The 25454-nt window shown below is 40.7% G+C and carries 24 protein-coding genes and 1 pseudogene; 11 read left to right on the forward strand and 14 right to left on the reverse strand.

Going from position 1 to position 25454, the window contains the following annotated elements; genetic code table 11:
• Positions 1–25: 25 nt before the first annotated feature.
• From EAE90_RS06800 to EAE90_RS06815, 4 genes are all read right to left on the reverse strand, one after another.
• Positions 26–1387: a Gfo/Idh/MocA family oxidoreductase gene (locus EAE90_RS06800; protein WP_214052868.1), complete on the reverse strand. Its 1362-nt coding sequence runs from the start codon at positions 1385–1387 to the stop codon at positions 26–28.
• Positions 1384–2595, reverse strand: coding sequence for a citrate/2-methylcitrate synthase (locus EAE90_RS06805; RefSeq protein WP_214052869.1), 1212 nt, complete (start codon positions 2593–2595; stop codon positions 1384–1386). Before EAE90_RS06805 ends, EAE90_RS06800 begins: the two co-directional genes overlap by 4 nt.
• Before the next feature lie 286 nt (positions 2596–2881).
• Positions 2882–4348: a nucleotidyltransferase domain-containing protein gene (locus tag EAE90_RS06810; protein ID WP_214052870.1), complete on the reverse strand. Its 1467-nt coding sequence runs from the start codon at positions 4346–4348 to the stop codon at positions 2882–2884.
• A 47-nt stretch (positions 4349–4395) separates the two neighbouring features.
• Positions 4396–5394 (reverse strand): thiamine pyrophosphate-dependent enzyme, encoded by a 999-nt coding sequence (locus EAE90_RS06815; protein ID WP_281422322.1) that lies wholly within the window; start codon positions 5392–5394, stop codon positions 4396–4398.
• A gap of 335 nt (positions 5395–5729) precedes the next feature.
• Here EAE90_RS06815 and EAE90_RS06820 point away from each other — a divergent pair, with 335 nt between their 5' ends.
• Complete coding sequence (locus tag EAE90_RS06820; RefSeq protein WP_246550449.1) at positions 5730–5987, forward strand: type II toxin-antitoxin system ParD family antitoxin; 258 nt, start codon at positions 5730–5732, stop codon at positions 5985–5987.
• On the forward strand, positions 5980–6279 hold the full coding sequence (locus EAE90_RS06825; protein ID WP_214052873.1) for a type II toxin-antitoxin system RelE/ParE family toxin: 300 nt from the start codon (positions 5980–5982) through the stop codon (positions 6277–6279). Before EAE90_RS06820 ends, EAE90_RS06825 begins: the two co-directional genes overlap by 8 nt.
• A gap of 477 nt (positions 6280–6756) precedes the next feature.
• Here EAE90_RS06825 and lsrK read toward each other — a convergent pair whose 3' ends face one another.
• Positions 6757–8349 (reverse strand): autoinducer-2 kinase, encoded by a 1593-nt coding sequence (lsrK, locus tag EAE90_RS06830; RefSeq protein WP_214052874.1) that lies wholly within the window; start codon positions 8347–8349, stop codon positions 6757–6759.
• 89 nt (positions 8350–8438) lie between these two features.
• A complete protein-coding gene (gene lsrR / locus EAE90_RS06835; protein WP_214052875.1) occupies positions 8439–9440 on the reverse strand; it encodes a transcriptional regulator LsrR in 1002 nt (333 codons plus the stop codon).
• Positions 9441–9671: 231 nt separating this feature from the next.
• Here lsrR and lsrA point away from each other — a divergent pair, with 231 nt between their 5' ends.
• The 6 genes from lsrA (at position 9672) to lsrG (ending at position 15540) form a co-directional block, all read left to right on the forward strand.
• The gene (gene lsrA / locus EAE90_RS06840) at positions 9672–11207 is read left to right on the forward strand and encodes an autoinducer 2 ABC transporter ATP-binding protein LsrA (RefSeq protein ID WP_214052876.1); all 1536 of its coding nucleotides are present in this window, start codon (positions 9672–9674) and stop codon (positions 11205–11207) included.
• Complete coding sequence (gene lsrC, locus EAE90_RS06845; protein WP_214052877.1) at positions 11201–12202, forward strand: autoinducer 2 ABC transporter permease LsrC; 1002 nt, start codon at positions 11201–11203, stop codon at positions 12200–12202. The genes lsrA and lsrC overlap by 7 nt, the downstream gene beginning before the upstream one ends.
• Entirely contained in the window at positions 12202–13203 is a 1002-nt protein-coding gene (lsrD, locus tag EAE90_RS06850) for an autoinducer 2 ABC transporter permease LsrD (RefSeq protein WP_214052878.1), read from the forward strand. Before lsrC ends, lsrD begins: the two co-directional genes overlap by 1 nt.
• A gap of 62 nt (positions 13204–13265) precedes the next feature.
• Positions 13266–14285: an autoinducer 2 ABC transporter substrate-binding protein LsrB gene (lsrB, locus tag EAE90_RS06855; RefSeq protein WP_214052879.1), complete on the forward strand. Its 1020-nt coding sequence runs from the start codon at positions 13266–13268 to the stop codon at positions 14283–14285.
• 68 nt (positions 14286–14353) lie between these two features.
• A complete protein-coding gene (gene lsrF / locus EAE90_RS06860) occupies positions 14354–15229 on the forward strand; it encodes a 3-hydroxy-5-phosphonooxypentane-2,4-dione thiolase (protein WP_214052880.1) in 876 nt (291 codons plus the stop codon).
• Positions 15230–15240: 11 nt separating this feature from the next.
• On the forward strand, positions 15241–15540 hold the full coding sequence (gene lsrG, locus EAE90_RS06865) for a (4S)-4-hydroxy-5-phosphonooxypentane-2,3-dione isomerase (RefSeq protein WP_214052881.1): 300 nt from the start codon (positions 15241–15243) through the stop codon (positions 15538–15540).
• 317 nt (positions 15541–15857) lie between these two features.
• Here lsrG and EAE90_RS06870 read toward each other — a convergent pair whose 3' ends face one another.
• The 3 genes from EAE90_RS06870 to EAE90_RS06880 are packed head-to-tail and all read right to left on the reverse strand — an operon-like array spanning position 15858 to position 16749.
• Positions 15858–16262, reverse strand: a complete 405-nt coding sequence (locus EAE90_RS06870) for a type II toxin-antitoxin system YafO family toxin (protein WP_011147360.1) — start codon at positions 16260–16262, stop codon at positions 15858–15860.
• Between the two features lie 2 nt (positions 16263–16264).
• A complete protein-coding gene (locus EAE90_RS06875) occupies positions 16265–16444 on the reverse strand; it encodes a hypothetical protein (RefSeq protein WP_011147361.1) in 180 nt (59 codons plus the stop codon).
• Positions 16435–16749, reverse strand: a complete 315-nt coding sequence (locus EAE90_RS06880) for a hypothetical protein (protein WP_011147362.1) — start codon at positions 16747–16749, stop codon at positions 16435–16437. The genes EAE90_RS06875 and EAE90_RS06880 overlap by 10 nt, the downstream gene beginning before the upstream one ends.
• A 686-nt stretch (positions 16750–17435) precedes the next feature.
• Between EAE90_RS06880 and EAE90_RS06885 the strand changes: the two are divergent.
• Positions 17436–17915 (forward strand): annotated as a pseudogene (locus EAE90_RS06885) (Hcp family type VI secretion system effector).
• A gap of 97 nt (positions 17916–18012) precedes the next feature.
• On the opposite strand, the gene EAE90_RS06890 reads toward EAE90_RS06885, so the two are convergent.
• From EAE90_RS06890 to EAE90_RS06900, 3 genes are read right to left on the reverse strand one after another with little or no spacing between them, the layout of a single operon-like run.
• Positions 18013–18357 (reverse strand): hypothetical protein, encoded by a 345-nt coding sequence (locus tag EAE90_RS06890; RefSeq protein ID WP_214052882.1) that lies wholly within the window; start codon positions 18355–18357, stop codon positions 18013–18015.
• Entirely contained in the window at positions 18350–18703 is a 354-nt protein-coding gene (locus tag EAE90_RS06895; protein WP_041380192.1) for a hypothetical protein, read from the reverse strand. The genes EAE90_RS06890 and EAE90_RS06895 overlap by 8 nt, the downstream gene beginning before the upstream one ends.
• On the reverse strand, positions 18696–19466 hold the full coding sequence (locus EAE90_RS06900; RefSeq protein ID WP_214052883.1) for a DUF4225 domain-containing protein: 771 nt from the start codon (positions 19464–19466) through the stop codon (positions 18696–18698). Before EAE90_RS06900 ends, EAE90_RS06895 begins: the two co-directional genes overlap by 8 nt.
• Positions 19467–20166: 700 nt before the next feature.
• Here EAE90_RS06900 and EAE90_RS06905 point away from each other — a divergent pair.
• On the forward strand, positions 20167–21036 hold the full coding sequence (locus EAE90_RS06905; protein WP_214052884.1) for an AraC family transcriptional regulator: 870 nt from the start codon (positions 20167–20169) through the stop codon (positions 21034–21036).
• 302 nt (positions 21037–21338) lie between these two features.
• On the opposite strand, the gene yfcD is transcribed toward EAE90_RS06905, so the two are convergent.
• Positions 21339–21890, reverse strand: a complete 552-nt coding sequence (yfcD, locus tag EAE90_RS06910; RefSeq protein WP_214052885.1) for an NUDIX hydrolase YfcD — start codon at positions 21888–21890, stop codon at positions 21339–21341.
• A 357-nt stretch (positions 21891–22247) separates the two neighbouring features.
• Entirely contained in the window at positions 22248–24125 is a 1878-nt protein-coding gene (locus EAE90_RS06915; protein WP_214052886.1) for a lipase family protein, read from the reverse strand.
• Between the two features lie 887 nt (positions 24126–25012).
• Between EAE90_RS06915 and EAE90_RS06920 the strand changes: the two genes are divergently transcribed.
• Positions 25013–25423, forward strand: a complete 411-nt coding sequence (locus EAE90_RS06920; RefSeq protein ID WP_214052887.1) for a type III secretion system chaperone — start codon at positions 25013–25015, stop codon at positions 25421–25423.
• The last annotated feature ends 31 nt before the right edge of the window (positions 25424–25454 follow it).

Consider the following 25454-nt stretch of genomic DNA (forward strand, 5'->3'; position numbering starts at 1 on the left):
CTCGGCCTCTACTCTACTTGAGCTATTAAGGAACTGTATTTGTCTTAGAGACCTGTTCATAAACCGCAGCAAGCAATGCAACTGAATTTTCGTGAGTTGATAATTCTGAATTCGCATCTCCACCACTTAAAAAATCGCGAAGCTGCTCTTTTCTTGCGTGGACATTCAAGCCCGCGCATAGAGGGAGGCTTGGATTTAACTGTGATAGATCTTTACGGTTGATTCGTAACACAGTTCGTTCCCCCCTCCGGGTAAACATTGGATGGGTAGCAATAGTTATATTAAAATCTTCCGGTATCGTGTTACCCCCTGTCAGTTTCCTGAAAGAATTCGATACGATGCTAATTGAGCAGAAATGCCCTAGATGAATATTTACGATTTCCTGTCGTATTCGTCCATCGCTTGGAATACTATTCGGCATTATCCTGCCAGTTAAGGTTGTTTCTATCAGATCCATGCTGAAAAACATTCTATGCTGAATACCTTTGGAATAATTTCCTATTACTGAGAAGTCTAATTCACCATAGTCCGATAATTGATGTGCAATTTGATCTTGGCTTTTATCCTCTTTCTTAAGGACATGTGAATAAGTCGTAAATGGTAGAGCTTCCGCCAGCGCATTTGGGCGTACTACCATTGTTTTGACATGTGGTTTCAGGAGGTCTATCTCCTGTATTTTTTTATTGTAGAATGCAAAGCGAGCAACCAGATCTAAATAATGATACCCAGAATAAAATAATACTCCATAACCGTATTTAAGTGGATGGTTTTCCAAATTGAGCATTTCCGATGGAATTACCCACCACCCGCCACCAAAATGAACATGCATTGATGTGATAGGTATTTGGAATGAGCCCATGAATTCAGTTAGAAACTTTTCCACATATCTATATCCAAATTGCATTCGACGTTCACAACTGATTACAAATCTACTGTTGGTTTTTCTTGAGGCAGCCAATAGTTCTGCAAAATCTACCATTAAATTTTCTGCGTTTGATGAATAAGGGGCGGTTATTGGTTTATCCATGAACACGTTCAATCCATTTTCGGCTGCCCATAGAGCATACACTTTATGAGCTTTTGGTTCAGTACTCACTATAACAGCATCAGCTTGATGGGCTTCTGGAATTGTAGAAAGTAACCTGTAAATTTCGTCTGAATCTGGATAATTTCTATATTGTTCATCAAGAAACAAGTATGCTCTGGGCTTTAATCCTTTCTCATTTAATGCACAACGAATTTTCATTTCTCGGCATTTCAAGTCAACTATAAGCATAACCTCAATGGTATCTCGGTACTCCAATAGAACATCCAAATATCTATTTAAAAAGTGAGGACCACATCCAAATACGATTAGTTTCCGTACTGGTTTATGCTTTGTTTTCATAAATATAGCTCCTGTGGTCGCAGAATTGGCGCTTTACTGTCAATACTGTCATAGTAATGAGCCAACCAACCAGCGGCACGGCTAAAGCAAAGGAGAGCAGTATTCATGTGCGACTTGAAACCAGCCCTACGAAGTAGCAACCCATTAAATAGATCCGGATTTGGATATAATCCCCGTTGCGAAAAATACGGCCTTTTCGATACTTCTGATGCAAGTTCCTGCGAAATATTTACATAGGAAGAAATAACATCGAATTTTTCCTTCTGTTTGATAAGAATATCGCTCATGTAAGAAGCTCTAGGGTCTGGTTGTTTATAAATTCGATGACCAAATCCCATAAGACGTTGCTTTCTTTCTACTAGCTCATCAATAAAAGTACTAATATTTTTAGAATTGTCGTGTATATCATCGATCATTAAACCAACTTCCCCACTCGCTCCTCCATGAAGAGGGCCACTGAATGCGCAAATACCCGCAGCTACAGCATTAAATGGATCTGCACCGGAACTCGCTACAGCTCTAACGGTTGCAGTTGAGCAGTTCAGCCCATGTTCTGCATGAAGAATTAAAAACTTGTTTAACATTTCTTCTGCTACATCGTCACACTGTTGTCCAAAACATGTTGCTAAAAAGCTTGCCAAGAATCGATGCTTAGTACCGAAAAAAGTTTTAAATACAGGTTCGGATATAGCATATTTCTGAACATATATAGCAATTGCGGCAGCTATTGCTGCCAAAATAGATGCAGTAATTATCAAACGTTCGTCCTTTGTTTTTACAGAACAGTCAGAAAGCCATTTACCCTGCAAAGATAGAACTGCAATTGTAAGGAAATCAGTAGGAGTAGTATCGAATATTACTGGTGTTAACTTTTCAATATGCTTGAGTGCTGATAGGTAATTGTTATGGAGCATATCTAAAAACTCCTCACTTCCTTCTGAATTTAGTTTTCCTGTAATTAGAAGATACACAACATCACTAAAAGAATAGTTATTTGCCAGATCTCTGACATTATGGCCTCGGTACTCAAGCTTCAACTCTTTTTCATCGATTCGTCCTACATTACTTCTACAGATGGCTGTTTGCATTAAACCTTCATCGAGGATCTTCATCTTTATTTTTCTATTTGGCTTGAGAATAGTTTGGTCTGATAATTGTTGTACTTCAAAAAATTCATTAATTGATTTTGGTAAGATTTTGGACGTCATACTTTATTCCTCTTAATAATATATGTGCATTAAACTGACACATTGATTTAAATAGGATTACAATAATCAAATTATTACACTAGCTAATGACGATGTTTGGATACGAATCAATACCTTACTGATCGTAATATGTTTATACCCGTTATCTTTCAAGTTGCCTCTTTGTTGGCTGCACTCGCTCACCCCGGTCACATAGTTTGCTATGCCCCCGGGGATTCTCTCCCTTACCGTCGCGATGCATCTTGAAATCCGTAGGGTATAGTTAAAAGAACTAGCGTCATTCCGTCTATAAAATTGACTTCTCGACCTGTACCATATTTAATCTCTCTGCCACTATTTCACATGCGTCAAGTAATAAATAGAATAAATTTTCTAATTCCGCTCGACTTCCAATAAGCAATTTTTGCTTCAGCGTATTCTCACATTCTTTTAGGTTTTGCGTATATTTAATAATGTCGGTGAGGATTTCGTTGTCTCTGTAATATTCCAAAACCTGAGTTTTCTTTGTTGGATAGAAACCACTTTTTAGGATTTGCAAAGGGCGTAAGCAACCGTGATCGGTAAGTTTCATCATCAGCCCAAGCATATAATGTGCTCGATGTCCATATGTACCAGAAATCAGATAAGAACGAGCTATTTGCCTTATAGTAAATAAGTTATTAATAATGCCATATATATCGCTTTTCAATGACGGTTTCATTTCTAAAGCAAGATTACCATAGACACGCTTAGTTCCATTAATGAGCGCATATGCTCTGAAACTAGGATACTGGTGAACATTCGATTTACTATATACAGAGATGGATAAATCCTTGAACCTAGATTGTGTTGAGCGAATTGCTTCAAGGATAACTGTATCGACTTTATCCACGATAACAATAGAGTCTATATCTGAACCACTTCGCATATCACCCCGGGCAGCACTACCGTGGAGATAAAAGGCTAATAATCTACCTCCAATAAACTGTCTTAAAAGAATAATCACTTGATCAATAAGCGGTTGTAATGAAAGAAGATCGTCTACTTTACCCTGTGTTGAAACAATACGTGTCTCCGGGTAAAAGTGCTGCAACAACGTCGAATAGTACTCCGCGATTCCACTTAACCGTGCCGCTGCATCACGAAAAATATTAATATTGGACAAAAGTTCTTTTTCAAATTTTTGCCAAGATGTATTGCAAGTGACCAGCCAATTAAGATCTTCTGTTGGTATTTTCAAAACATATGCACTATTTTTGTGAATACAAGATAGTTCCTCCGATTCGAGCAAACGATATAGCCCCAATTCGGCGTAACGCATTGCCCAACCAAGCTGGCGTACTCCCCAAACGTGAGTCTTTGGCGTCAAGTTTCTGAGGTAGTAAAGACGTGCAATATGGGCAACGCTAAAAACTGCTTGTCTATATATATCAAGATTTCCTTTGATATTAGGGAGTACCACATCACTTATTTTTTCCGACCGTAAGAGCCAAGGATTCTTAGTAAATTGCCACATACAATGAGGCGGATAATATGACAACTCACTAATCGTAAGATAATTTAGGGTAAACTCAAAAAACTCTGCCTGAAGGTATCTTAGCGATGTAATGCAACCTGTGACGAAATTATCAGGTAAAATCACGTAGAAATGCCTCACACACCGAGAAGAATAATCGGGTTGACGGAGATATGAATCAGTTTCCACAATACCAAGGAGATTCTCTCCAAAAACTTCTAATGCGGACTGAATAAAATAGTCAGTTCTTGCGTCCATATAAATTTACCCTATAAGTATATCAAATCTATAAATCATGCATCGAATCAAGCTACATGCTTTAATAAGTTATAGTCGTAAGCAACAGGGATCTCAATTAAAAACGGTTCATTAAGAAGATATGCCTGTTCCAAGACTTTCGGAAGTTCTTCTGGATTCCTGAGTAAAACAGATTTCATGCCGTTAGCATTCGCCAATAAATGAAATTGAACCGGCCCTAGCTCCGTCATGCCTTTTGCCGGTTCTTCACTGTGTAAGCCTTGATAATACTTTATTAAACCGAAACAAGAATCTGACAGTACTATGATGATAACTGGCAATTTATATCTAACAGCTGTTTCCAAGTCTTGACTTGTAGAATGAAAACCGCCATCGCCACAAATGGCTACAACTTTTTCTGAGGGATTACAAAGCTTCGCGGCTAACGCTGCGGGAAGGCCGAAACCAAAACTTCCACACACGTTGGAACAGATGAATCTATTAGGCATATGAGTACGGGCTAATAAACCAGCATACTGTTTGTGCAAACCGACATCACTGCATAGAATACCACTATCCCCCAAATAGTTGCTGATTACCTTCATAATCCTAGGAATATCAGTCGTTCCAGGCTTAACACTAATTGCTTTTCGTTCATCGAAGATCTCTTTAAGCTCTTTATGCTTTTCAGAGAAACCTTGGTTCCTCACAGTACAAACATTCCTGAGATAACGCAATGACTGCTCAATATTGCCTAAACAATTCACTTTTGGCTGAAAAACTTCTTCCATCGGAATATCGAAACTATTTATTACAATAGTATCCTTATTACAGCCCCACAAAGATGGTTTTAGATCTTCCCCAAAGTCGTAACCGATTAAAATAAGAAGATCAACATCGTCGAAAAGGTCTGATACTATTGGCCGACGATATACTCCATCAAGATATTTATTAGCTGCGGTTAAAAATAAACGATGTTTTTCAGATATTGCACCTTTTGCAGCCAAAGAACATATTATTGGAACATTGAGCTGTTCTGCAAAGAGTCTTACTTCGTTATGAAACAGTTGCCGGGTATGGGCCTATTAGCACCTCAGCCCTGATAACTGGACAGTCTTTCCATCAAAAGGCACCTGTCGTCCCGTATTTTCCTCAAAAACACAAATTTGACCTTGTAAATTTGAGGCAATGCCCTGACGCATCCTCTTGGATATTCTTGCAGATTTATGGAGCTTCTCCCAATCGCTCTTCTCTTCACACATAACGACAAGTCATACCATAGACTTATGTTACTGTTATTCCAATGGAATCTAATAATGAACGTCCTACGTGATGAAATATTTTCGAAGTGTAAGAATATGTCTTATACTATAGAATATTAATTATCTGAATGAGGTGTATTATGGTATCGCGTACAATGACAGTAGATACCGGCGAAGAATTACGTGGTTTTGTAGAAAGCTTGGTTAAATCAGGTTATTACAAAACTAATAGTGAAGTCGTTCGGGAAGGATTACGGTTATTACAGGAAAAACAAGCTGAGTCCAAACTGGAAGCGCTTCGTCAGCTAATTGATGAAGGTGATAACAGTGGCGAAGTTGTAGCGTGGAATCTCAATACTTTCCTTACACGTATGAAAAATAAAACACACAATGTCTAGTAAAACATTTTTTCTAAAGCCTAAAGCTGAACAGGATTTAGAAGCCATTTTTGAATACAGTTATCAAGAATTTGGCCTAGAAAAAGCGTATCAATATATCAAGAATATCGACAGGGCTTTTCATACACTTGTTGAAGCTCCCGGGCTGGCCCGGAATTACAACCATGTTCGACTTGGGCTAAAGGCATTCCCGGTTGCTTCACATATTATCTTTTTTCGTTTAATGGCAAATGGGATCACAATTGTAAGAGTCTTACATCAATCTATGGATTATCAACAGCACATGGAATGAATACTGAGGTTTCGCAAAAACCAGCCTGGCAGGAAGGAGGGGAAGATCAGGATCTCTAATGATCGGGTTTTGAGATTCAATCGTGTAAAAAATCACTTAACACGTGCTGAACATTTGGCATTGGCATCTTGATCGTCATAGTTAAATATAGAGGCTGTCCTAGATAAGTCATTTGCTCTAGGATATCCAAATGAGAAAAATCCTGATTATTAAGAAGATATGCTTGTTCCAAGACTTTCGGAAGTTCTTCTTTTTGAATTTGTTCCCATATTAAGAAATACAGTCGGTACCTTTCAATTCCAGATCCACATCACAGTATTATTGAAGCAGCCAGACCATGAATACTGGTAAATTCACTGTTATCACAAACCACTACCACGACATCACACAATTTCAGGTATTAAGGGAATACTTGGTGCACCAGTCGCCTATCAGCACAAGCGCACCTAGCAATACGGTAGATCAATCCATTGCAAGCTATAATCCCGGCGCTTTCCATAATGAAGTTGTCAAACCATGATCGACCAACGTTAATTGATCGGCATATATCGCCTGCCAGTCCTGTTTAGCCTTTTGATACACTTCATAATGTTCAGGATTTGGCTGATATTCATGCTGCCAACGCACCAGTTTTTCCCCTGTCGTTCCCATTGCATCATAAAGCCCAACCCCCACTCCGGCGGCAATGGCACACCCCAAAGCAGTTGATTCTTTAACCATCGGCACCCGAACCGGCAATCCTGTCACATCAGATAAAATCTGGCTCCATAATTTTCCTTTTGAACCACCACCAGCGAATACCAGTGAATCCGGTTTCACTGCGGAAAAAGCAGAAATCAGATCCAGATTACAGGCCGAGACAATCGCTGCGTTCTCTTCCAACGCACGAAATAGGGTCGCTTTATTACATTTTTCAGGATCAATGGAAAGGTTAATAAAGGAAGGCGCGGCGTGATACCAAGCTTTAAATCGCATCACATCAGAGAAAATTGGCATGATACCGTAAGAGCCTGCCGGGACTCTGGCCGCCATATCTTCCAGTAAGCTATAAGTATCAACACCAAGACGCTCCGCCAACAGCTTTTCTTCTGCGCAAAATGCATCCCTAAACCAACGCATGGTTAAGCCAGTAAAGAAACTAATGGACTCCGCCTGAACCATGCCGGGAATAACATGAGGATTTATCCGTGTATTCATATTTGGGTCAGTGACCGGTTCCGGCAGATTGACCACCTGCTGCCAAAATGTGCCGCCAATCACGGCGGTCTGAGCTGGCTTGACAACACCTAAACCAAGGCAGCCGAGCTGTACATCACCACCCCCCATAATGACCGGTGTGCCAACGTTCAGTCCACATTGAGTAGCGGCTTTCTCAGTGACGTAACCTAACAAGGTTCCCGTCTCTTTTACCGGCGAAAGAATATCAGAGCGCAATCCTGCCATCTCAAGGAGATCAGGACGCCAATCACGGCTTGCCAGATCCAGCATGCCTGTCGTACCGGCATTGGAGGGATCAACCGCCAACTCACCACTGAGCATACTTGCCAGCCAGTCGCTGATCATGGTTAAGGCCGTCGCCTGATGATAGATATCCGGGCGATGATGAGCCAACCATAACAGACGAGGCATCGCACCCAAGGCTAATGTTTGCCCTGAACACTGATAAACATCATACTCAAAAGTGTTGTTATACAGCGCCTTCAATTCACTCACTTCATGGCTGGAACGCGCATCCACATTGGCACAAGCCCAAATCGGCTCACCATTGCGGTTATAAAGCACAATGCCTTCCCGCATGGAACAGGATGCCACCCCCTGAATAGCACTGGCAGGCAATCCCGCGGTTTTTAGCGCCTGGCGAATACATTGGCATGCAAGTTGCCAGTTCGTCGCTAAATCAAATTCCATTGATCCCGGTACATCAGGCACAGGCTGATGTATCCATTCAGCCTGCCCTGCGGCGATCTGATTCCCTTCAAGATCAAATATCACTGCACGAACACTCCCTGTTCCTGCATCAAGCGCCATCAGATATTTTCCCGATGGATTAGCACTACGGCGTTGATTCATGATGCTATCCTCAGTTTAATTACTTTTTGAACTTATAGCTTTACCTCAAATTTTTTCTGCTTATTTCACGGATAGAATCAATACAGGGTTCAGCGCAGCAAATTCAACATTGCTTTGGCAGTCTGTTCTTCTGTCACCAGTCCATTGATATATTGACCATTCAGCGCAGCAATAATGGCTTCCGCTTTCTCTTCCCCTCCCGCAACGCCAATCACTGTCGGGATGGTTTTCAGTTCTGGCATGGAGATGCCAATCAGCTCCTGATGAATCTGCATATCCTCCACCAATTCACCATCAGCGCGCATAAAATAGCCAAGAATATCGCCCACAGCGCCTTTCCGGCCAAACATTAGCTGTTCACCACCACTGATATAACCAGAACGCATAATTGTCGCCTGCTGTTGCTGATTAACTGCGCCAATGCCAACGATAGCAATATCAGCCGCGCAAGCCGCTAGCAATACATCTCGGACACTGCTTTCCTGACGGAATGTCTCAGCAACCTGAGCCGTGGAAGCGCGTAATGGGGCGGGGATAATACTGATTGAACAAGCTGCATCCAGTTGACCAATACCGGTCATATAAGGACCGACTCCACCGGATAATGTGACTAGCCTAATTTGTTGCGATGAGATAAAACCACTTAAATGTTGCAATGTGCACATGGTCGTTTCACCAAATCCCACTGCTAATAATTGCTGGGGTTCAATCAATGCCATCAGCAAATGTGCCGCGCCAACCCCCAATCTGGCATTAAGATTCATATTCGCCAGCGCAGGTAAAACGCGCACCTGTTTCAAAGAGAAATGTTTTTGCAGGGTATCTTCCAGCTCCAGACACCCCTCATAACGAGAGTTAATTTGTACCCGAATGACACCTGATTGCCGCCCTTTCTCCAGTAATCTGGAAACTTTTAACCGGCTCAAACCAAGCAAATCGCCGATGTCGCCTTGTGTCAGGCCATCGTGATAGTAAAACCATGCAATACGCGCAAGCAGCTCTTCTTCACTCATGCTATTACCCGGATAGGTGTCCTCAGACGATATATTTTTCTCTTTAGCTGATTTTTCTTTCACTGATTTTATCGACATAACCACTTTCTTTTATCCGCACTCAACAGATAACCATTAAAACGTATAACACGCCAGAGTCTTACTGCAAAAATTTGAACACAATGCAATTAATATGTAAATTTTTCACAAAGTGTGATCTAAATATTGCCAATATCATAATTTAACAGCTACCATGTTGAACAATTGTTTTTCAAATATATAAATGTTCATTTTATTTGCCTCCGCACCTGTATGTAAGAGGATGCCGCGATGTTACATAACAACACCGCAGTACCACCGCTATTAGAAGTCAGTGGCATCAGTAAGCAATTTTCCGGCGTAATGGTACTGAAACATATTGATTTTACTCTGCTTCCAGGGCAGATACATGCTCTGTTAGGGGGTAATGGCGCGGGCAAATCAACACTGATGAAGATTATTGCCGGTCTCGAACAGCCGGATAAAGGCATTCTCAAGATCAGCGGTAATCATGTTAGCCATCTTAATCCCACTAAAGCCCATCAATTCGGTATTTATCTGATACCACAAGAACCATTGCTATTTCCGAATTTGTCTGTACAGGAAAACATCCTGTTTTGTTTGCCAAAGCATCAGGTAGATAAGTCTAAAATGAAACAGCTACTGGCATTACTTGGCTGTCAACTAGATCTACATGTCAGTGCTAGCAGCCTTAATGTTGCCGATCAGCAATTGGTCGAAATTATGCGTGGCCTGATGCGTAATTCAAAAATCTTAATCCTTGATGAACCAACCGCCTCCCTGACGCCAGCAGAAACCGAACGCCTATTTGCCCAGCTCCGCGAGTTACAACAGCAAGGGGTCGGCATCATTTTTATTTCTCACAAGATCCCTGAAATTTACCAATTAGCGGATCAGGTCAGTGTCATGCGTGACGGTAGTATTGCTTTAAGTGGCAAAATCCACGATTACACAACCGATGACATTATTCAGGCCATTACACCAATCACGAAAAATCAGCCATTAAATGGCGCCCCAAAATTGAGCCTGGATCTCGGCAATAACCGGTGCCAAACAGCACCCGATCAACCAATACTGACAGTCACAAAACTGAGCGGCGAGGGTTTCAGTAATATCACTTTCTCAGTGAAACCGGGTGAAATTCTTGGCTTGGCCGGGGTTGTTGGCGCAGGTCGTACAGAACTGGCTGAAACACTTTATGGCCTGCGCCCTGCAATATCCGGTGAAATCAAGTTAAAACAACATGCTGTTAATGGGCTAACAACCGCTCAACGTCTGGCTCAGGGTTTGGTTTATTTGCCGGAAGATCGGCAATCATCAGGGTTATTTCTGGATTCATCACTCGGCTGGAATATCTGCTCTCTAACCCACAACCGCAATACATTCTGGATACGCCCTGCCTATGACAACGCGGTACTTGAACGCTATTGTCAAATTCTGAATATCAAATTCAGCCATATCAACCAACCGATTAAAACGCTATCCGGCGGTAATCAACAAAAAATTCTGATTGCTAAATGTCTGGAAGCTCACCCCGCCGTCCTTATTATTGATGAACCTACACGTGGTGTGGATGTCGCGGCCCGCAATGATATTTATCAACTGATTCGTCATATCGCCCAACAGCAAGTGGCCATTATTTTTATTTCATCGGATCTGGATGAGGTGGTGCGCATGGCTGATCGGGTATTAGTCATGCATCAAGGAGAAATCAGTGGCGAATTAACTAAGCAACAGATGGATGTTGACACCATTATGCATATCGCCTTCGGCGAACATAAATCACAACAGGCGGCATCATGTTGAAACTTATCCAGAATAACCGCGAAATTACCGCATTGATTGCCATTCTCGGTCTATTTGGCTTACTTAGTATCATCGACCACCAATATTTTAGCTTACAAACTGTCACCCTCGTTTTCAGCAGTGCGCAGATCCTTATCTTGCTTGCCATAGGGGCAACACTGGTCATGCTGACTCGCAATATTGATGTCTCTGTCGGTTCCATTGCCGGTTTATGCGCAGTCATGATGGGAATGTCATTGAATGCCGGTTTTGGCCTGCCGGTTTCCTGCCTGTTGACTCTTCTACTCGGCACGTGTGCCGGGTTCATCAATGGCGCACTGGTCGCCTGGCTGAAAATTCCCGCGATTGTTACCACTCTCGGCACCTTGGGGCTTTACCGTGGACTGATGTTATTACTTACTGACGGTAAATGGATTGAAGGCTTACCGGACGAGCTAAAGCGCCTCTCCACACCTTTATGGCTCAATATCTCACCTATCGGCTGGCTGTTAATGATCCTGATATTAGCAATGACGTGGATACTAGCAAAAACCCCATTTGGCCGGAGCTTTTACGCCACCGGAGACAACCTGCAAGGCGCTCGTCAACTGGGTGTCCGTACAGATAGCATTCAAATTATCGCTTTCTCCGTGAATGGCGTCATGGCAGCGCTGGCCGGGATTGTTTTTGCTTCCCAGATCGGTTTTATCCCGAATCAGACCGGCAGTGGGCTAGAAATGAGAGCTATCGCAGCTTGTGTGCTAGGCGGCATCAGTCTGCTTGGCGGCACCGGTACCGTGATCGGCGCTATTTTAGGCGCATTTTTCCTGACGCAGATAAACAGCGGATTAGTACTGTTAAAACTCCCTGCCTGGTGGAACGATTTTATTGCCGGATTTGTTCTGCTGGCGGTATTGATTTTTGATGGACGCCTTCGTTGTGCCATCGAAAAAAATATCCGCCAACAGAAATATTCCCGTTTCCTCAAAAATGACAAACGTAATCAGGTGACATAATGAGTATCGGTCAACGTTATGGCTGGGAATTCGCTTTAGCCGCATTACTGATTATTGAAATTCTGCTGTTTGGCATAGCAAACCCGCGCATGCTGGATATCAATATATTGTTGCTGAGTACCAGCGATTTTATCTGCATCGGGATTGTGGCCTTGCCATTGACGATGGTTATTGTGAGTGGCGGCATCGATATTTCATTTGGCTCAACCATTGGTTTGTGCGCGATATCGCTCGGAGTGATGAATCAGGCCGGTATTCCAATGGCCGCCGCGATTCCTTTGACGCTACTGGTCGGTGCAATATGTGGAATAATCAATGCAGCGCTAATTTTATATACCGGCATTAATCCATTGGTTATCACACTCGGTACCCTATATCTGTTCGGCGGCAGTGCTCTGCTGCTTTCCGGCATCTCCGGCGCAACCGGTTACGAAGGTATTGGCGGCTTTCCACCAGCATTGACTGATTTCGCTAATTTGACTGTGTTTGGCCTACCTATGCCATTAGTGCTGTTTTTACTCTGCCTCCTTATTTGCTGGCTGTTCATGCATCGTACCCACAGTGGACGCAATATTTTTCTAATTGGGCAAAGCAGTAAGGTTGCCCGTTACGCGGCAATTCCCATTGCCCGAACACTGTATCTTCTCTATACCCTGACCGGCATAGCTTCTGCTATCGCCGCCATTGTATTAGTTTCCTATTTTGGATCAGCTCGCTCTGACCTTGGCGCGTCATTTCTGATGCCGGCAATCACCGCGGTAGTATTGGGCGGAGCCAATATTTACGGTGGTTCAGGTTCAATCATCGGCACCGCGCTGGCTATATTATTAATTGGTTATTTACAACAGGGATTACAGATGGCAGGCGTTCCCAATCAGGTATCCAGCGCCCTCGCTGGCGCCCTGTTGATTATTGCAGTCGTAGGACGTTCCATCAGCCTGCACCACCACCAAATCCGTGATTGGATACAGCGATGGCGAAATCAGAGATTGTCTTCATAAAACCTACAGATTGAATTTTATGACATTACAACCCCTCTGAAACCCAACAAATGGAGAGAGTAATGAAAACATTAATCCTGAAAAAACTGGCTCTAATTAGCCTATTAAGTCTGGCTTGCGCCTCTTGGGTACACGCCGCCGAAAGAATCGCTTTCATCCCTAAACTGGTCGGTGTCGGCTTTTTTACCAGTGGCGGTCAAGGTGCGGTAGCCGCCGGGAAAGCCTTGGGTGTCAATGTTACCTATGATGGACCAACAGAACCCAGTGTTGCCGGGCAGGTTCAGCTTATCAACAACTTTGTGAACCAAGGCTATAACGCTATTGTGGTCTCTGCGGTTTCACCGGATGGCCTGTGCCCCGCGTTGAAACGGGCCATGCAACGAGGTGTGAAAATTCTAACTTGGGATTCAGACACTTCGCCGGAATGCCGTTCTATCTATATTAACCAAGGAACGCCAACCCAATTGGGCGGAATGCTGGTGGATATGGCGGCTAATCAGGTGCAAAAAAAGCAAGCCAAGATCGCGTTTTTCTACTCCAGCCCAACGGTAACTGACCAGAATCAATGGGTAAAAGAGGCCAAAGATAAAATTGCCGCGGAACATCCCGGTTGGGAGATTGTTACCACCCAATTTGGTTATAACGATGCCACCAAATCCTTACAAACCGCAGAAGGGATCTTAAAAGCCTGGAGTGATCTAGACGCCATTATTGCCCCGGATGCTAACGCCCTGCCAGCCGCGGCACAAGCGGCAGAAAATCTGAAACGACAAGATGTTGCGATCGTGGGTTTCAGCACCCCCAATGTCATGCGTCCTTATGTTGAACGCGGAACCGTCAAGCAATTCGGACTCTGGGATGTGGTCAACCAAGGCAAAATATCAATTTATGTCGCCAATGAATTACTCAAAAAAGGTGATTTAAATGTCGGCGATAAACTAGATATTCCCGATATTGGCATTGTTGAAGTAGTACCAAACCGCGTTCAGGGCTACCGCTATGAAGCCAAAGGAAACGGTATTGTTGTTCTGCCTGAACGGGTCATTTTCACCAAAGACAATATCAATCAATACGATTTCTAATACTACGGCCCAGCAATCTCTGCCATGCATGGTTGCTGGCCCAATGTCAGTGAGTTAGGAGAAGAAAAATGGCAGATTTAGATGATATTAAAGATGGTAAAGATTTTGGTATTGATATCCCGCAGAAGAACAGCCTGTTTGAACTGAAAGGCTGCGGCGCACTGGATTGGGGAATGCAATCGCGACTTTCACGCATTTTTAATCCCAAAACCAATCGAACGGTTATGCTGGCTTTCGACCACGGCTATTTTCAGGGGCCAACAACCGGGCTTGAACGTATCGATATCAATATCGCTCCGCTGTTTCCCCATACCGATGTCTTGATGTGTACCCGCGGTATTCTGCGTAGTCAGGTTCCACCCGCAACCAACAAACCCGTGGTCTTGCGGGCCTCCGGCGCCAACTCGATTCTGACGGAGCTGTCTAATGAGGCAGTCGCGGTTGCGATGGAAGATGCTTTACGCCTGAATGTCTGTGCAGTAGCCGCTCAGGTCTATATCGGCTCTGAATATGAGCATCAATCAATTAAGAACATTATCAAATTAGTCGATCAGGGAATGCGTTACGGTATGCCAACAATGGCAGTCACCGGCGTTGGCAAAGATATGGTTCGGGATCAACGTTATTTTTCTCTGGCGACGCGCATTGCGGCCGAAATGGGCGCACAAATCATTAAAACTTACTATGTCGATACTGGCTTTGAGCGTATTGCCAGCGGATGTCCAGTTCCTATTGTGATTGCCGGTGGTAAAAAGTTACCAGAAAAAGAGGCTCTGGAGATGTGTCACCAGGCAATCGATCAAGGGGCTGCCGGTGTTGATATGGGACGTAATATTTTCCAATCCGAAGCACCGGTTGCCATGTTAAAAGCGGTTCAAGCCGTCGTACACCAGAATGAGAGTGCCAGCAAAGCTTACGAGTTATTTTTAAGTGAAAAACAATAAGGAGAATCGAGATGCACGTAACTTTGGTTGAAATTAATGTTAAGCAAGACAAATTAGACGAATTTATTGAAGTTTTTCGCCTTAATCATCTGGGATCAATTAAAGAAGCGGGCAATTTACGTTTTGATGTATTACGGGATGAAAATATCCCTACCCGCTTTTATATTTATGAAGCCTATGTTGATGAAAACGCAGCTAACATACACAAGCAAACCCCTCATTATCTGAAATGTGTTGAACAACTCGAATCTCTGATGTCTGAACCAAGGAAAAAGAGATCGTTTATTGGTGTGATGCCAGAAATAAAATAAATATACCCGTCACCTTTCAAGCTGCCTCTTTGTTGGCTGCACTCACCCCGGTAACATAGTTACCTATGCTGCCGGGGATTCGCTCCCTTGCCGTCGCGATCCATCTTGAAATCCATAGGGTATAAAACGCTTCAATATAACGAGAAAATACAACTTCGCTTAAATCACTAAATTACCCGGGACAGAATATTCTGCTTGGGGGTTTTGTTCTCGTATCACTCTTAATATTTCACAACCAAGAACAACATTGCGTCCATTAGGTATATCAGTAAAATCAATCAACAATAAATTCATATAAAGATTGAAGATCAACAAAATTAAAATTTTTCCCTGAAGCGTTCGGCAATCTTTTCAAGCTCGTCCATTAATCCAATGTCTCTGTCAGTTCCCACTATGTCATTAGATTCATTGTGATTCCAGTGCTTAATAATCGCAATTAACAAATAGGTACTTCGGTCAAAGAACCCAGAACAGTAAACTAGAACATAACCGCTCGTTCGTCTAAATTGCACCAGCTTGAGTGAAAAACCACTTTCTCTGTAATGCAAGTGTTGCAACTCAAGGTAAGAACGGTTATTCGTGAACTTATAGGGAACATCCCGACCAAAGGTAATGGGCAAACCTTTTCCTTCTTTGTAGGCTTTGAAGTCATCAACCAAGGCTTTGGTTTTTTGTTCACCCAAAGCATCTTTCAAATTGCTGTATGTGAATATTCTTACCACCGTTAATTTCCCTTTTTCTTGATCAGCAATTCCGCCATTTTATCTGCAACTTTTTTCATCTCACTTTCATTAAGGTGAAAATTGCCGGTAGCTGAAAGCACTCCTTGTTCATCAAACTCGCAAATCACTAATGGCTTGCCTTGCCCCTTCTTTGAAGAAATTTGTATGTTTTTTATGACCATTCTTCGTAATCTCCAGTGGAGCCGTGTTTAAGCTTCGTTGCCATCTCAGTAGCAATCTGATTCATATCCAAACCTTCACCAGTAAAATTAGCAGGAATGTTTTTTAACTCAGTTGTCCCCCGTTGAGCAAACTCAACAAAATTAATAATCTCTTCATACATATGTGCAGGCACAGCATAAAACTGGATCTGATTGTTTGATGAGACAGCAATAGCATCTCCTTGGGCTTCCGCCAAGGCCGCGCTAGGATTGGATTTAAACTTGCTTATCGGTATGGTGTAACCACACATAACCTTCTGTAACATATAGAATACCTCCACTTTACACTGCCATATATAGTTCCAAATTCAGCTCTAAGTATAGATCTATATTTGGAGACAACCAACATTTTGTTGGTTGTAGACAACAACCTATCAGCGTCTAGCGAGCAATCCGCTCCTACACTTTTTAGTTACCGTTTACTCTGAATATACATACATATTAATTAAACACTCGCCTATAGTGCAGTTATTAGTCCTGATGAATCATTATAAAGCAGCTATATATTGCCGTTTGCAAAATGAATTTATTGACTTACAGAATGCTTACAACAAACTTTATCTTCCAAGAATAACGCTGCATTCTTCCTGTCTATTAATAAAATCAACCAACAATAATTCCCAACAGAATCTCTCAAAGTCAAAATCTGCATTACTGAATGTCGTGTTAATAACACCGATATCGTCAACAAACAATTGCTTTAAAACCAACCAAAAAGATTGACTTTTAATCAAATTTCGCTATTTTTGAGGAATGGAAAGAGCCTTGATTAGCATTCTCCTCTTTGATACTAACTTAGGATATTTCAAAATGCTCTCCAAACAGGCAAGCATACTTATGTTTTACCTTCTTGGCAGCATGACGAAAGTTAGAAGAAAGAGAGATGAGTCTGAAAACAAAACTACTTTCTTATCTACATCATTCATACCAATGACATAGGAGTAAATATATTTTGGCTGACTTAATCTATTTGACGATAAAAGGGAAAAATCAGGGACTCATCTCCGCGGGTTGTTCATCAATTGACTCGATTGGTAATAAATACCAAGTTAACCATCAAGATGAAATTCTGGTTTACGGTTTGAGCCACTCAATGTTACGTAAGAAAAACGTTAAACATCAACCGGTGATAATTAGAAAACCCATTGATAAATCAACACCTCTGTTAGGTGTTGCAATTTCCAATAATGAAGTAATGGATTGTTTTATTAACCATTATCGGACAAGTTTAAATGGAGGATTAGAATTATATTTTAATTTAAAGCTAATCGGAGCTCAAATATTGGAATACAGTGTACTCCATCCTAACTCTTTAGAAAATAATGACCAGCAACCTCAATAAACGCTATCGTTAATATATAAAAGTATAACGTGGAACCATATTATCGCAGGGACCGGCGGTTATAGTATATGGGAAGATACGGTATATTAACTCTCAATAAAATACCACCTCCCAAACGGGAGGTATTTAGATAAACCTCAAAACAAACTTCAAAATAAATTTCACTCTATAATCCATTAAATAAATATCAATTATTTTCTTTTTCTTTTTCTTTTTCTTCACTATCAGATTTATTCATAGTAAGAAGACAAGAATATGCAATTGCAAAAAACAAAGCACCAAACCGGATTGATCTATAATCATAAATACTAAAATAATGTGGAAATATATATACCAGTACACCGCCATTTACAGCAATGTTATGCTGTACAGTATTAACAATCACAAAGATAACAGTAAAAAGCACCGTTCGAATATGACCCCTTACATATTCCCTCAACTTAAACAGTACAATAAGCACCAAAATAGACATTGCGTAATAAATAATTACAAAAAAGACATTGTAATAGGATAATGTCACATCATCACTCATCTTTTTCACCATTATCTCTGCTTTCCTTTTCTTTACTATAGGGTCTATCCATAATAAGAAGACAAGGATATAAAAATAAAAGAAAATTCGCACCATATCTAATTGAATCATAATCGTCAATGCTAAAATAATGTGGGAATATATATACCAGCACACCACCATTTACAAAAATACCATATTGAATAGCACCAATAACCACAATAATAACAGTAAAAATCACCTCTCTAATATAGCCCCTGACATATTCACTCAGCTTAAACAGTACAATAAGCACCAAAATAGACATTACGTAATAAATAATTACAAAAAAGACATTGTAATAGGATAATGTCACATCATCATTCATGTTTCTCACCTTCAGAAATCGAATAAATACTGAGACCTGTCACCATATCACCAATAAGTTCAGCAATCAAAGGTATCCTCCCCATCACCTGCCATCCCCTAATGTAATCAGTTTTTATATACCGAAATAAACGAAAAGTTCCGGGCCTCACAACAGATCTTGCCATTCCGTACCCAGACAACGCCAGATCTACATAACCGTAAACTCTATCACCATCAGTTTCACTATAACCAAGCGTTTTAGCTGCATCACGATAAACATCTCTTACCGGACCTGAAACCTCTTTCCTTAATAACAGGTAATACCCATTCTCATAAACATTATTTCCTCCCTGTATCAGTAGAGGTACACCAAAACCGGCACAAGCGGCGCCAAGAGAGGCCACACATACGCCAAGACCGGCAAAAATCTGAGAACCACCGCTAACAAAACCAATTCGTTTCAAAGTTAAATTGGTTTTTTCATCCTCTTCTTCTTTTTGAACAATCATATATATCTGGCTATCATTCATTAACAGGTCAAATTCCTGTCTCTTTAGGTTATCTATTTCATCTTGCAGGATTGCAATACCACCATCAACAGACAAGCAATTTGTACCTATCTCATGATTAACCGTTCTGATTAGTTCATTTATTTCAAAAAGGAAACGACTTCCGCTTCTAGCATCAGAAAGATATCTAAAATTAAGCCTGGATGATATCTCATGTAGTTCTTTAATTTTGAGCTCTAAATAATGCAAACTCTGTCTTGATGAAAATGCCATGTTAAACCTCTAAACTCGTTAATTTTGACTCATACGATCCCCAAACAATGTGATAACCATTCCATGATCCTGTCCAAAAGAGCGCTGCAAGCCCTTAACCTTAGAATGCTGATTGTAAATTCCAATGGATAACCGTGATATAAAAAGGCTCTCATCCACTGCTGAATCAGATAGCTATGATTTGGTCCCACATGATCCTAATTCCTAACAACACCTATTAAAGCACTCCAATATCGAGAAATGTTTTTCCATAGCGAATACCCAGATTATCTGGGCGATACAATATCTTTACGACTTCTATCAAATCAAACCCATTAAATCACAACAATAGAACAACAAACAGTCTTTTTTCCCCGAATATTCTATTTCATAAACACTAACCATTATTCAAACCTAATTTTTTATTTAAACACTATCTATTCTTCAACAATAACGATCATATCCCCCCAGAGTTCTCCACCCTTAAAGAACTCGGTTATTTTCATTAATAAGATCAAGAGGCTTAAAATCTTCATGCTCTTTTTACTATCTAATGCGCTTTACATTCATTGCCCTGCTATATGCTATTATTTTCTTCCTTACACGATTAGAGTTTCATTTAAAATAATGTTCCTCGCATCGGCTTAATGCCAAAATCAGCAATATCAGTCAGGCAATGTCTCTTATGTTCAGGCATAGTGCTCTCTAATTGGAGGATGCAATGCACAATGATAAAACTGACGCCTACGTCAAACGATTCAATCAGGTATTTCATTATATTGAACGCCATTTGGATGAGCCGCTCACATTGGAACAACTGAGTGAGGTAGCGAATTTTTCGCGTTATCACTTTCACAGGCAGTTTGCCAATTACTGCGGTATACCTGTAGGACGCTATATCCAATTAATGCGATTAAAGCGTGCTTCCTACCGTCTGGCATTCAATCCGTTAGAAAAAATCATCGATATTGCGTTGGACGCAGGTTTTCAAAACCCAGAATCGTTCAGCCGAGCCTTCAAGCAGTCATTTGGTCTGACACCAAGCCAATTCCGAAAACAACCGGCTTGGATAAATTGGCACCAATGTATTCCTGAACAAAAACATATAAGGAGACAAACCATGAATGTAAAAATTGTTAATTTTCCAGAAACACTTGTTGCTATATTGCCCCATCACGGTCAACCCGAATTGGTCAATGCAACCGCTGCACGTTTTATCGAATGGCGCAAAACCACAGGACTGTCGCCTGTCACCAGCAGCCAAACCTACGGTATCGCTCCACACGATCCGGCAACGATAAAAGGAGAAGATTTCCGCTTTGATATTTGCGGTACAATAGTCGCGCCAATCCAAGAGGATAATCTGTTCGGAGTGACTAACGGCACCATACCCGGTGGGCGTTGTGCCGTGGCTCGCCATCATGGTTCACATGATTCTTTATCGGAAAGTGCGCGATATTTGTATCGCGACTGGCTACCTGCCAGCGGCGAAGAACTGCGCGATTTCCCACTGTACTTTCATTACCTTAATTTTGTGCATGAAGTCGCTACACACGAATTACTGACGGATATTTACTTGCCGCTTAAATAGAGTGGTACTTGTACCGCCAAGCACATATTTTACGGCACGTTATTAACAACCTCGAAAGGACAGTACAGTCGTATTGGAGGATGGCTAACAACCATCCTCCAGCATTTCATCAATAAGAATATGCCCGTCATCTTTCAAGCTGCCTCCTTGTTGGCTGCACTCGCTCACTCCGGTAACAGAGTTATCTATGCTCCCGGGAATTCACTCCCTTGCCGTCTCAATGCATCTTGAAATCCATAGGGTATATGCAACCTCATTAATTTTTACTCAGATTAATTTAGATAATTCTTTTTGGGCTATTCTCATTTTTTTCTATTGACAATAATTGCATCAAAATCGTTATTACGTGTCAGCCACAGAGAAAGTGCTTTCAGCGAATCAGGAGTGAATTCATCACAACGCGCGGTTATCTCCTCCGGCGTCAACCAGCACACATCATCAATTTCCGCTTCCTGTAAAGCAAACGGACCATGACTGATGCAACTGAATAATGCGCCACAAATACGGCAATCCTCTGCTTCATAATAAAAACTACCATGTTCTGCAAAAGGCACACCGGCAATACCTAACTCTTCTTCTGCTTCGCGCCGGGCAGAATCCAGCATATTTTCACCCGCCATCACCACACCGCCTGCGGTCGCGTCCAATTTTCCCGGATAAAAATCTTTAGTTATTGTACGATGTTGAACCAAAATCTTTCCCATGCCGTTATGCACGACAATATAAGTCGCACGGTGTCGTAAACGTTGGGCGCGCATTTGCCGACGTGTAGCCTGAGCAATGACTTCGTTATTTTCATTAACGATATCAATCCACTCAACACTCACTACATTCTCTTGATTCTCTTGTTCCATCTTCAAAAAACCTTTTTTATTAGCAAAAATTTGCAAATCTACAAGATGTTTATTCTACTCAAAACAACCAAATCGATAAGGGCTCTACGAAGTTATTCGTTTCGGACGGCTCATGCAACCTTTTCGCTAAACTCGAAATAAAACTGTAAAGAAACTGTAGTCTGATAAGATTTTTACTGGTAATGATAACAGGGTTGATAGCTTCATCTTATCAACCCTGAAAATTAGCAAAGAGAATATTCATCATCGTCCGCCCATATTATTCATTATGGCGGCGTCATTTTCCAGCATTCTATTGTTTGGTTATAAATGTCAATTTCACTGATCTTGATATTTGATTTATTCACCTCTGTCTCGTCATAACTCTTTCTCAATCCGCGTAGCAATATTGCTATAACGTGTTAAAGCCAAAATACCACGTTCATCTTGCAGCGTATCAATAAGTGCTAGCTCTAATTGGTCATCCATATTCAAAAACAGTGTATTACGTTGCCGAATATCAGGAATAATATCACTCCTTTCATTCATTGTTTTTATAAATAATTGTTTCTGCTCTTGATAAAAAGAGTATTTATCGGGAACAAACAACTCTGCAATTCTATCGCCAATATAATGAATATAGTTAAGCATACGGTGATCAGGGACACCTAAGGCATATTTTAAGGTCGGGTTTGCATTGCGTGGAAACCATTTATCCTTATCAGCATTACTTATCTGTTTAAAAAATTCTTTTTGAATCTCCAATGCCACCTTCATATTATCTTTAGTTTCATGATTCAGTGATGGAATCAAATACAATTTTGCCATGACAGGCAATACCTCTGTAAGCCGTATAAAGTTGTTTGAATTATCCTTTTTTAAAGTTTCAATAATAAGATCAGCTTTATAAAAATGAACTATTTCTCCATGATGTAAGAAAACTTCCTGACCTTTTGTCAAACCCAACAATTCAATGGTACTAAATAGATAACCCAATGGTCCCCAATAATTATAAAGCCAGTTATCCAAATCTTTTTCCGGCGGCATTGAGGGAACCAGATCATTTTCATTCACATGACGGTAATGTGTCATATCCTCCAATTCTTGTACCGCGCTACGAGTTAATGTCCGAGGCATCCCATAGCTATACAAGCAAGGATGATGTTCCTTCAATTGGGCACTATGCAATAACCCTAAAGCGCCACCCAAACTATGTCCACAAACAAATACGTTTCGGTTTTTAGCTAAATCAATAATTTTATCAAACACATTTTCATCAGAACCGGGAACTTTTAATTGACCAATAAGATTGAATGCCTCCCAAAACCCCCGATGAACTTTACCATTATTAATAAAACCACTGCATACCCCATCTGGTTCACAACCCAATTTCAATGGTTGATACATAATATCAGTAATGGCGTCATCAACACTCGCCGTCCCCCGCCAACTGACAATAATATCTTGTTGATTAGCTACATAAAATAATTCCGTATCTCCTATTCCGTTTTCACCTGCTTTTGAATCAATAAATACAACATCAGTGTAACGTTCACTAAATGGCACATCATAAACAATGGGCGTACGCGCTATTTTTTCCACCTTACTGGGCAATTGAGATATATCCAGCATCTGTCGGTTAAAAAAATGAGTAATAGAACCTGCTATATCGACATTATCATCAAAATATGACAGCAATCCCATCAATGCCAAATTATAAGCATTCACCAGGGAATAATCTTTCTGATGATGTAACAATAGTACCCACGCACGAAACGGACACACTTCCAAAACATACCGGCAGTTTGTCGAGAGAACACGAAAACCTTTCGGTACCGGGTCTGGGAAATGATAACGTGGCGGCTGCTCTTCTATCCATTTATCAATTACAGGCAAGCCATCACTTATCTGTCCAATCGTCACATAACGATGTTGATAACCTTCCGTTTCTGCTTTGGGTTTGACAACTGACGCCCTAATACTGCGTTTTTCCCGTAATGGACGCAGTTCCATTTCATCAGCTAATGGTTGAGCACTGATATATAACGTCACCGCATCAGGTGATAAGTTTTCTTCCCTAAGCAATCCTTGATTATTAGTGACACCTTTGCGTTCATCTCTAAACCTCCCGCTACTTATCAGACGATAAGGCATATTCACTAATGGATTACCTTGTTCATCAACTAATTGAAACTCCACCCAATTTTCTGCTATTTTTTGGCTATCAATAATATCATGCAGGCATAATTCGCTCATAATTATTATCTTCCTTTTTTTATTCTGCAATATTAATTCGACACTTATTATTAGGTCGATACACTAATAATAGTGGGAGAGAAAATTCATTCACTCAAGCCTGTAATTACAATAAAATTCAATAAATGCAAAACGAATATAATTATGAAAAACACAAAGTAAAAAATGGCAACCAAATAACAATGCAGATCATTGATTTATTTAATTTCATAAATACTAAATCCACAAAAACTAAAAATCACAAATTTATTCACCTGACATGGAGTTATCATCACCATAAAATTGAAAAATAATACTTTGATTTACATAAGAAAAAAATTAACCATACTAACTGTCATGATTAATCATTAAATTTTATTTTTAATGAATTAAATAATGAAAAAATTCCATCCATGCTCAATAAAAACATAAATAAGAAATAAACTAATAATTTATCATTGATATCACATTTTCATTTTAATATTATTAAAACAATAAGAAAATGTGTAGATTATTTTAACAGTTATATAAGGTGTTGTAGTTTTAAATAAACCAGATAAAATCCAATTATATCAAGGCAATAGCAAGCATTAAATATCTCCATTTTCTTGCCATAGTCATCATGCAATTTATTTAGCCTATTCCCTCAGTCTACAAAGGCTTAGAAACCATCACCGAAGAGTAGTATTGAAATTGGCTATTCACCTTATCCCGTTAGATTTAGCGCCAAATTCTTCATAGAAACCAACCGTCACTATATGTTGACGATATTATTTCATTACCCCCAACAACCCACCCATCTGATTAATTCTTACAATATTTTTGTCTATTTTTGATAGACGATCGCATGCTTCGACCACATAATTTGAACAATATTTTATTGTTAATTTTTTTGATGAGATTTATTGATGTCCAAATTAGAAAAATTATGCGCAGATTTTGCCGCTCAGACCAACATTATGTTGAATCTTTCCACTGGCGCAGTCCAATTGAACATTGGTGATTATGGCCCTTGGTGGTTAGAAGTGGATTCAACGGGATCGATGCTGACTTTTCATCATACGGTGGCTTCGTTTGTGAATAGTGATGCGGAATTTTGGCTCTCATTGAACAGTAACATAAATATACTGGGAGGAGCATGGCTTGCATTACATCAGCCAACGCAAACTATTCGCCTCTGTTTATTACAAGATATAGAACGAATCGATGCTACTGACTTGGCTAATATTCTGGGAAACCTGCAAAAAATAAGAGCTGAACTTCCTTTTCCAGACACTAAATCCACCACTTCTGCGGCGGCCCACGATATTTTTGTTTGACCTGTTTTCTCAGACCAAACGGTTCACAACA

Origin of the sequence: Photorhabdus caribbeanensis (assembly GCF_018448885.1) — a bacterium.
Lineage (GTDB): Bacteria > Pseudomonadota > Gammaproteobacteria > Enterobacterales > Enterobacteriaceae > Photorhabdus > Photorhabdus caribbeanensis.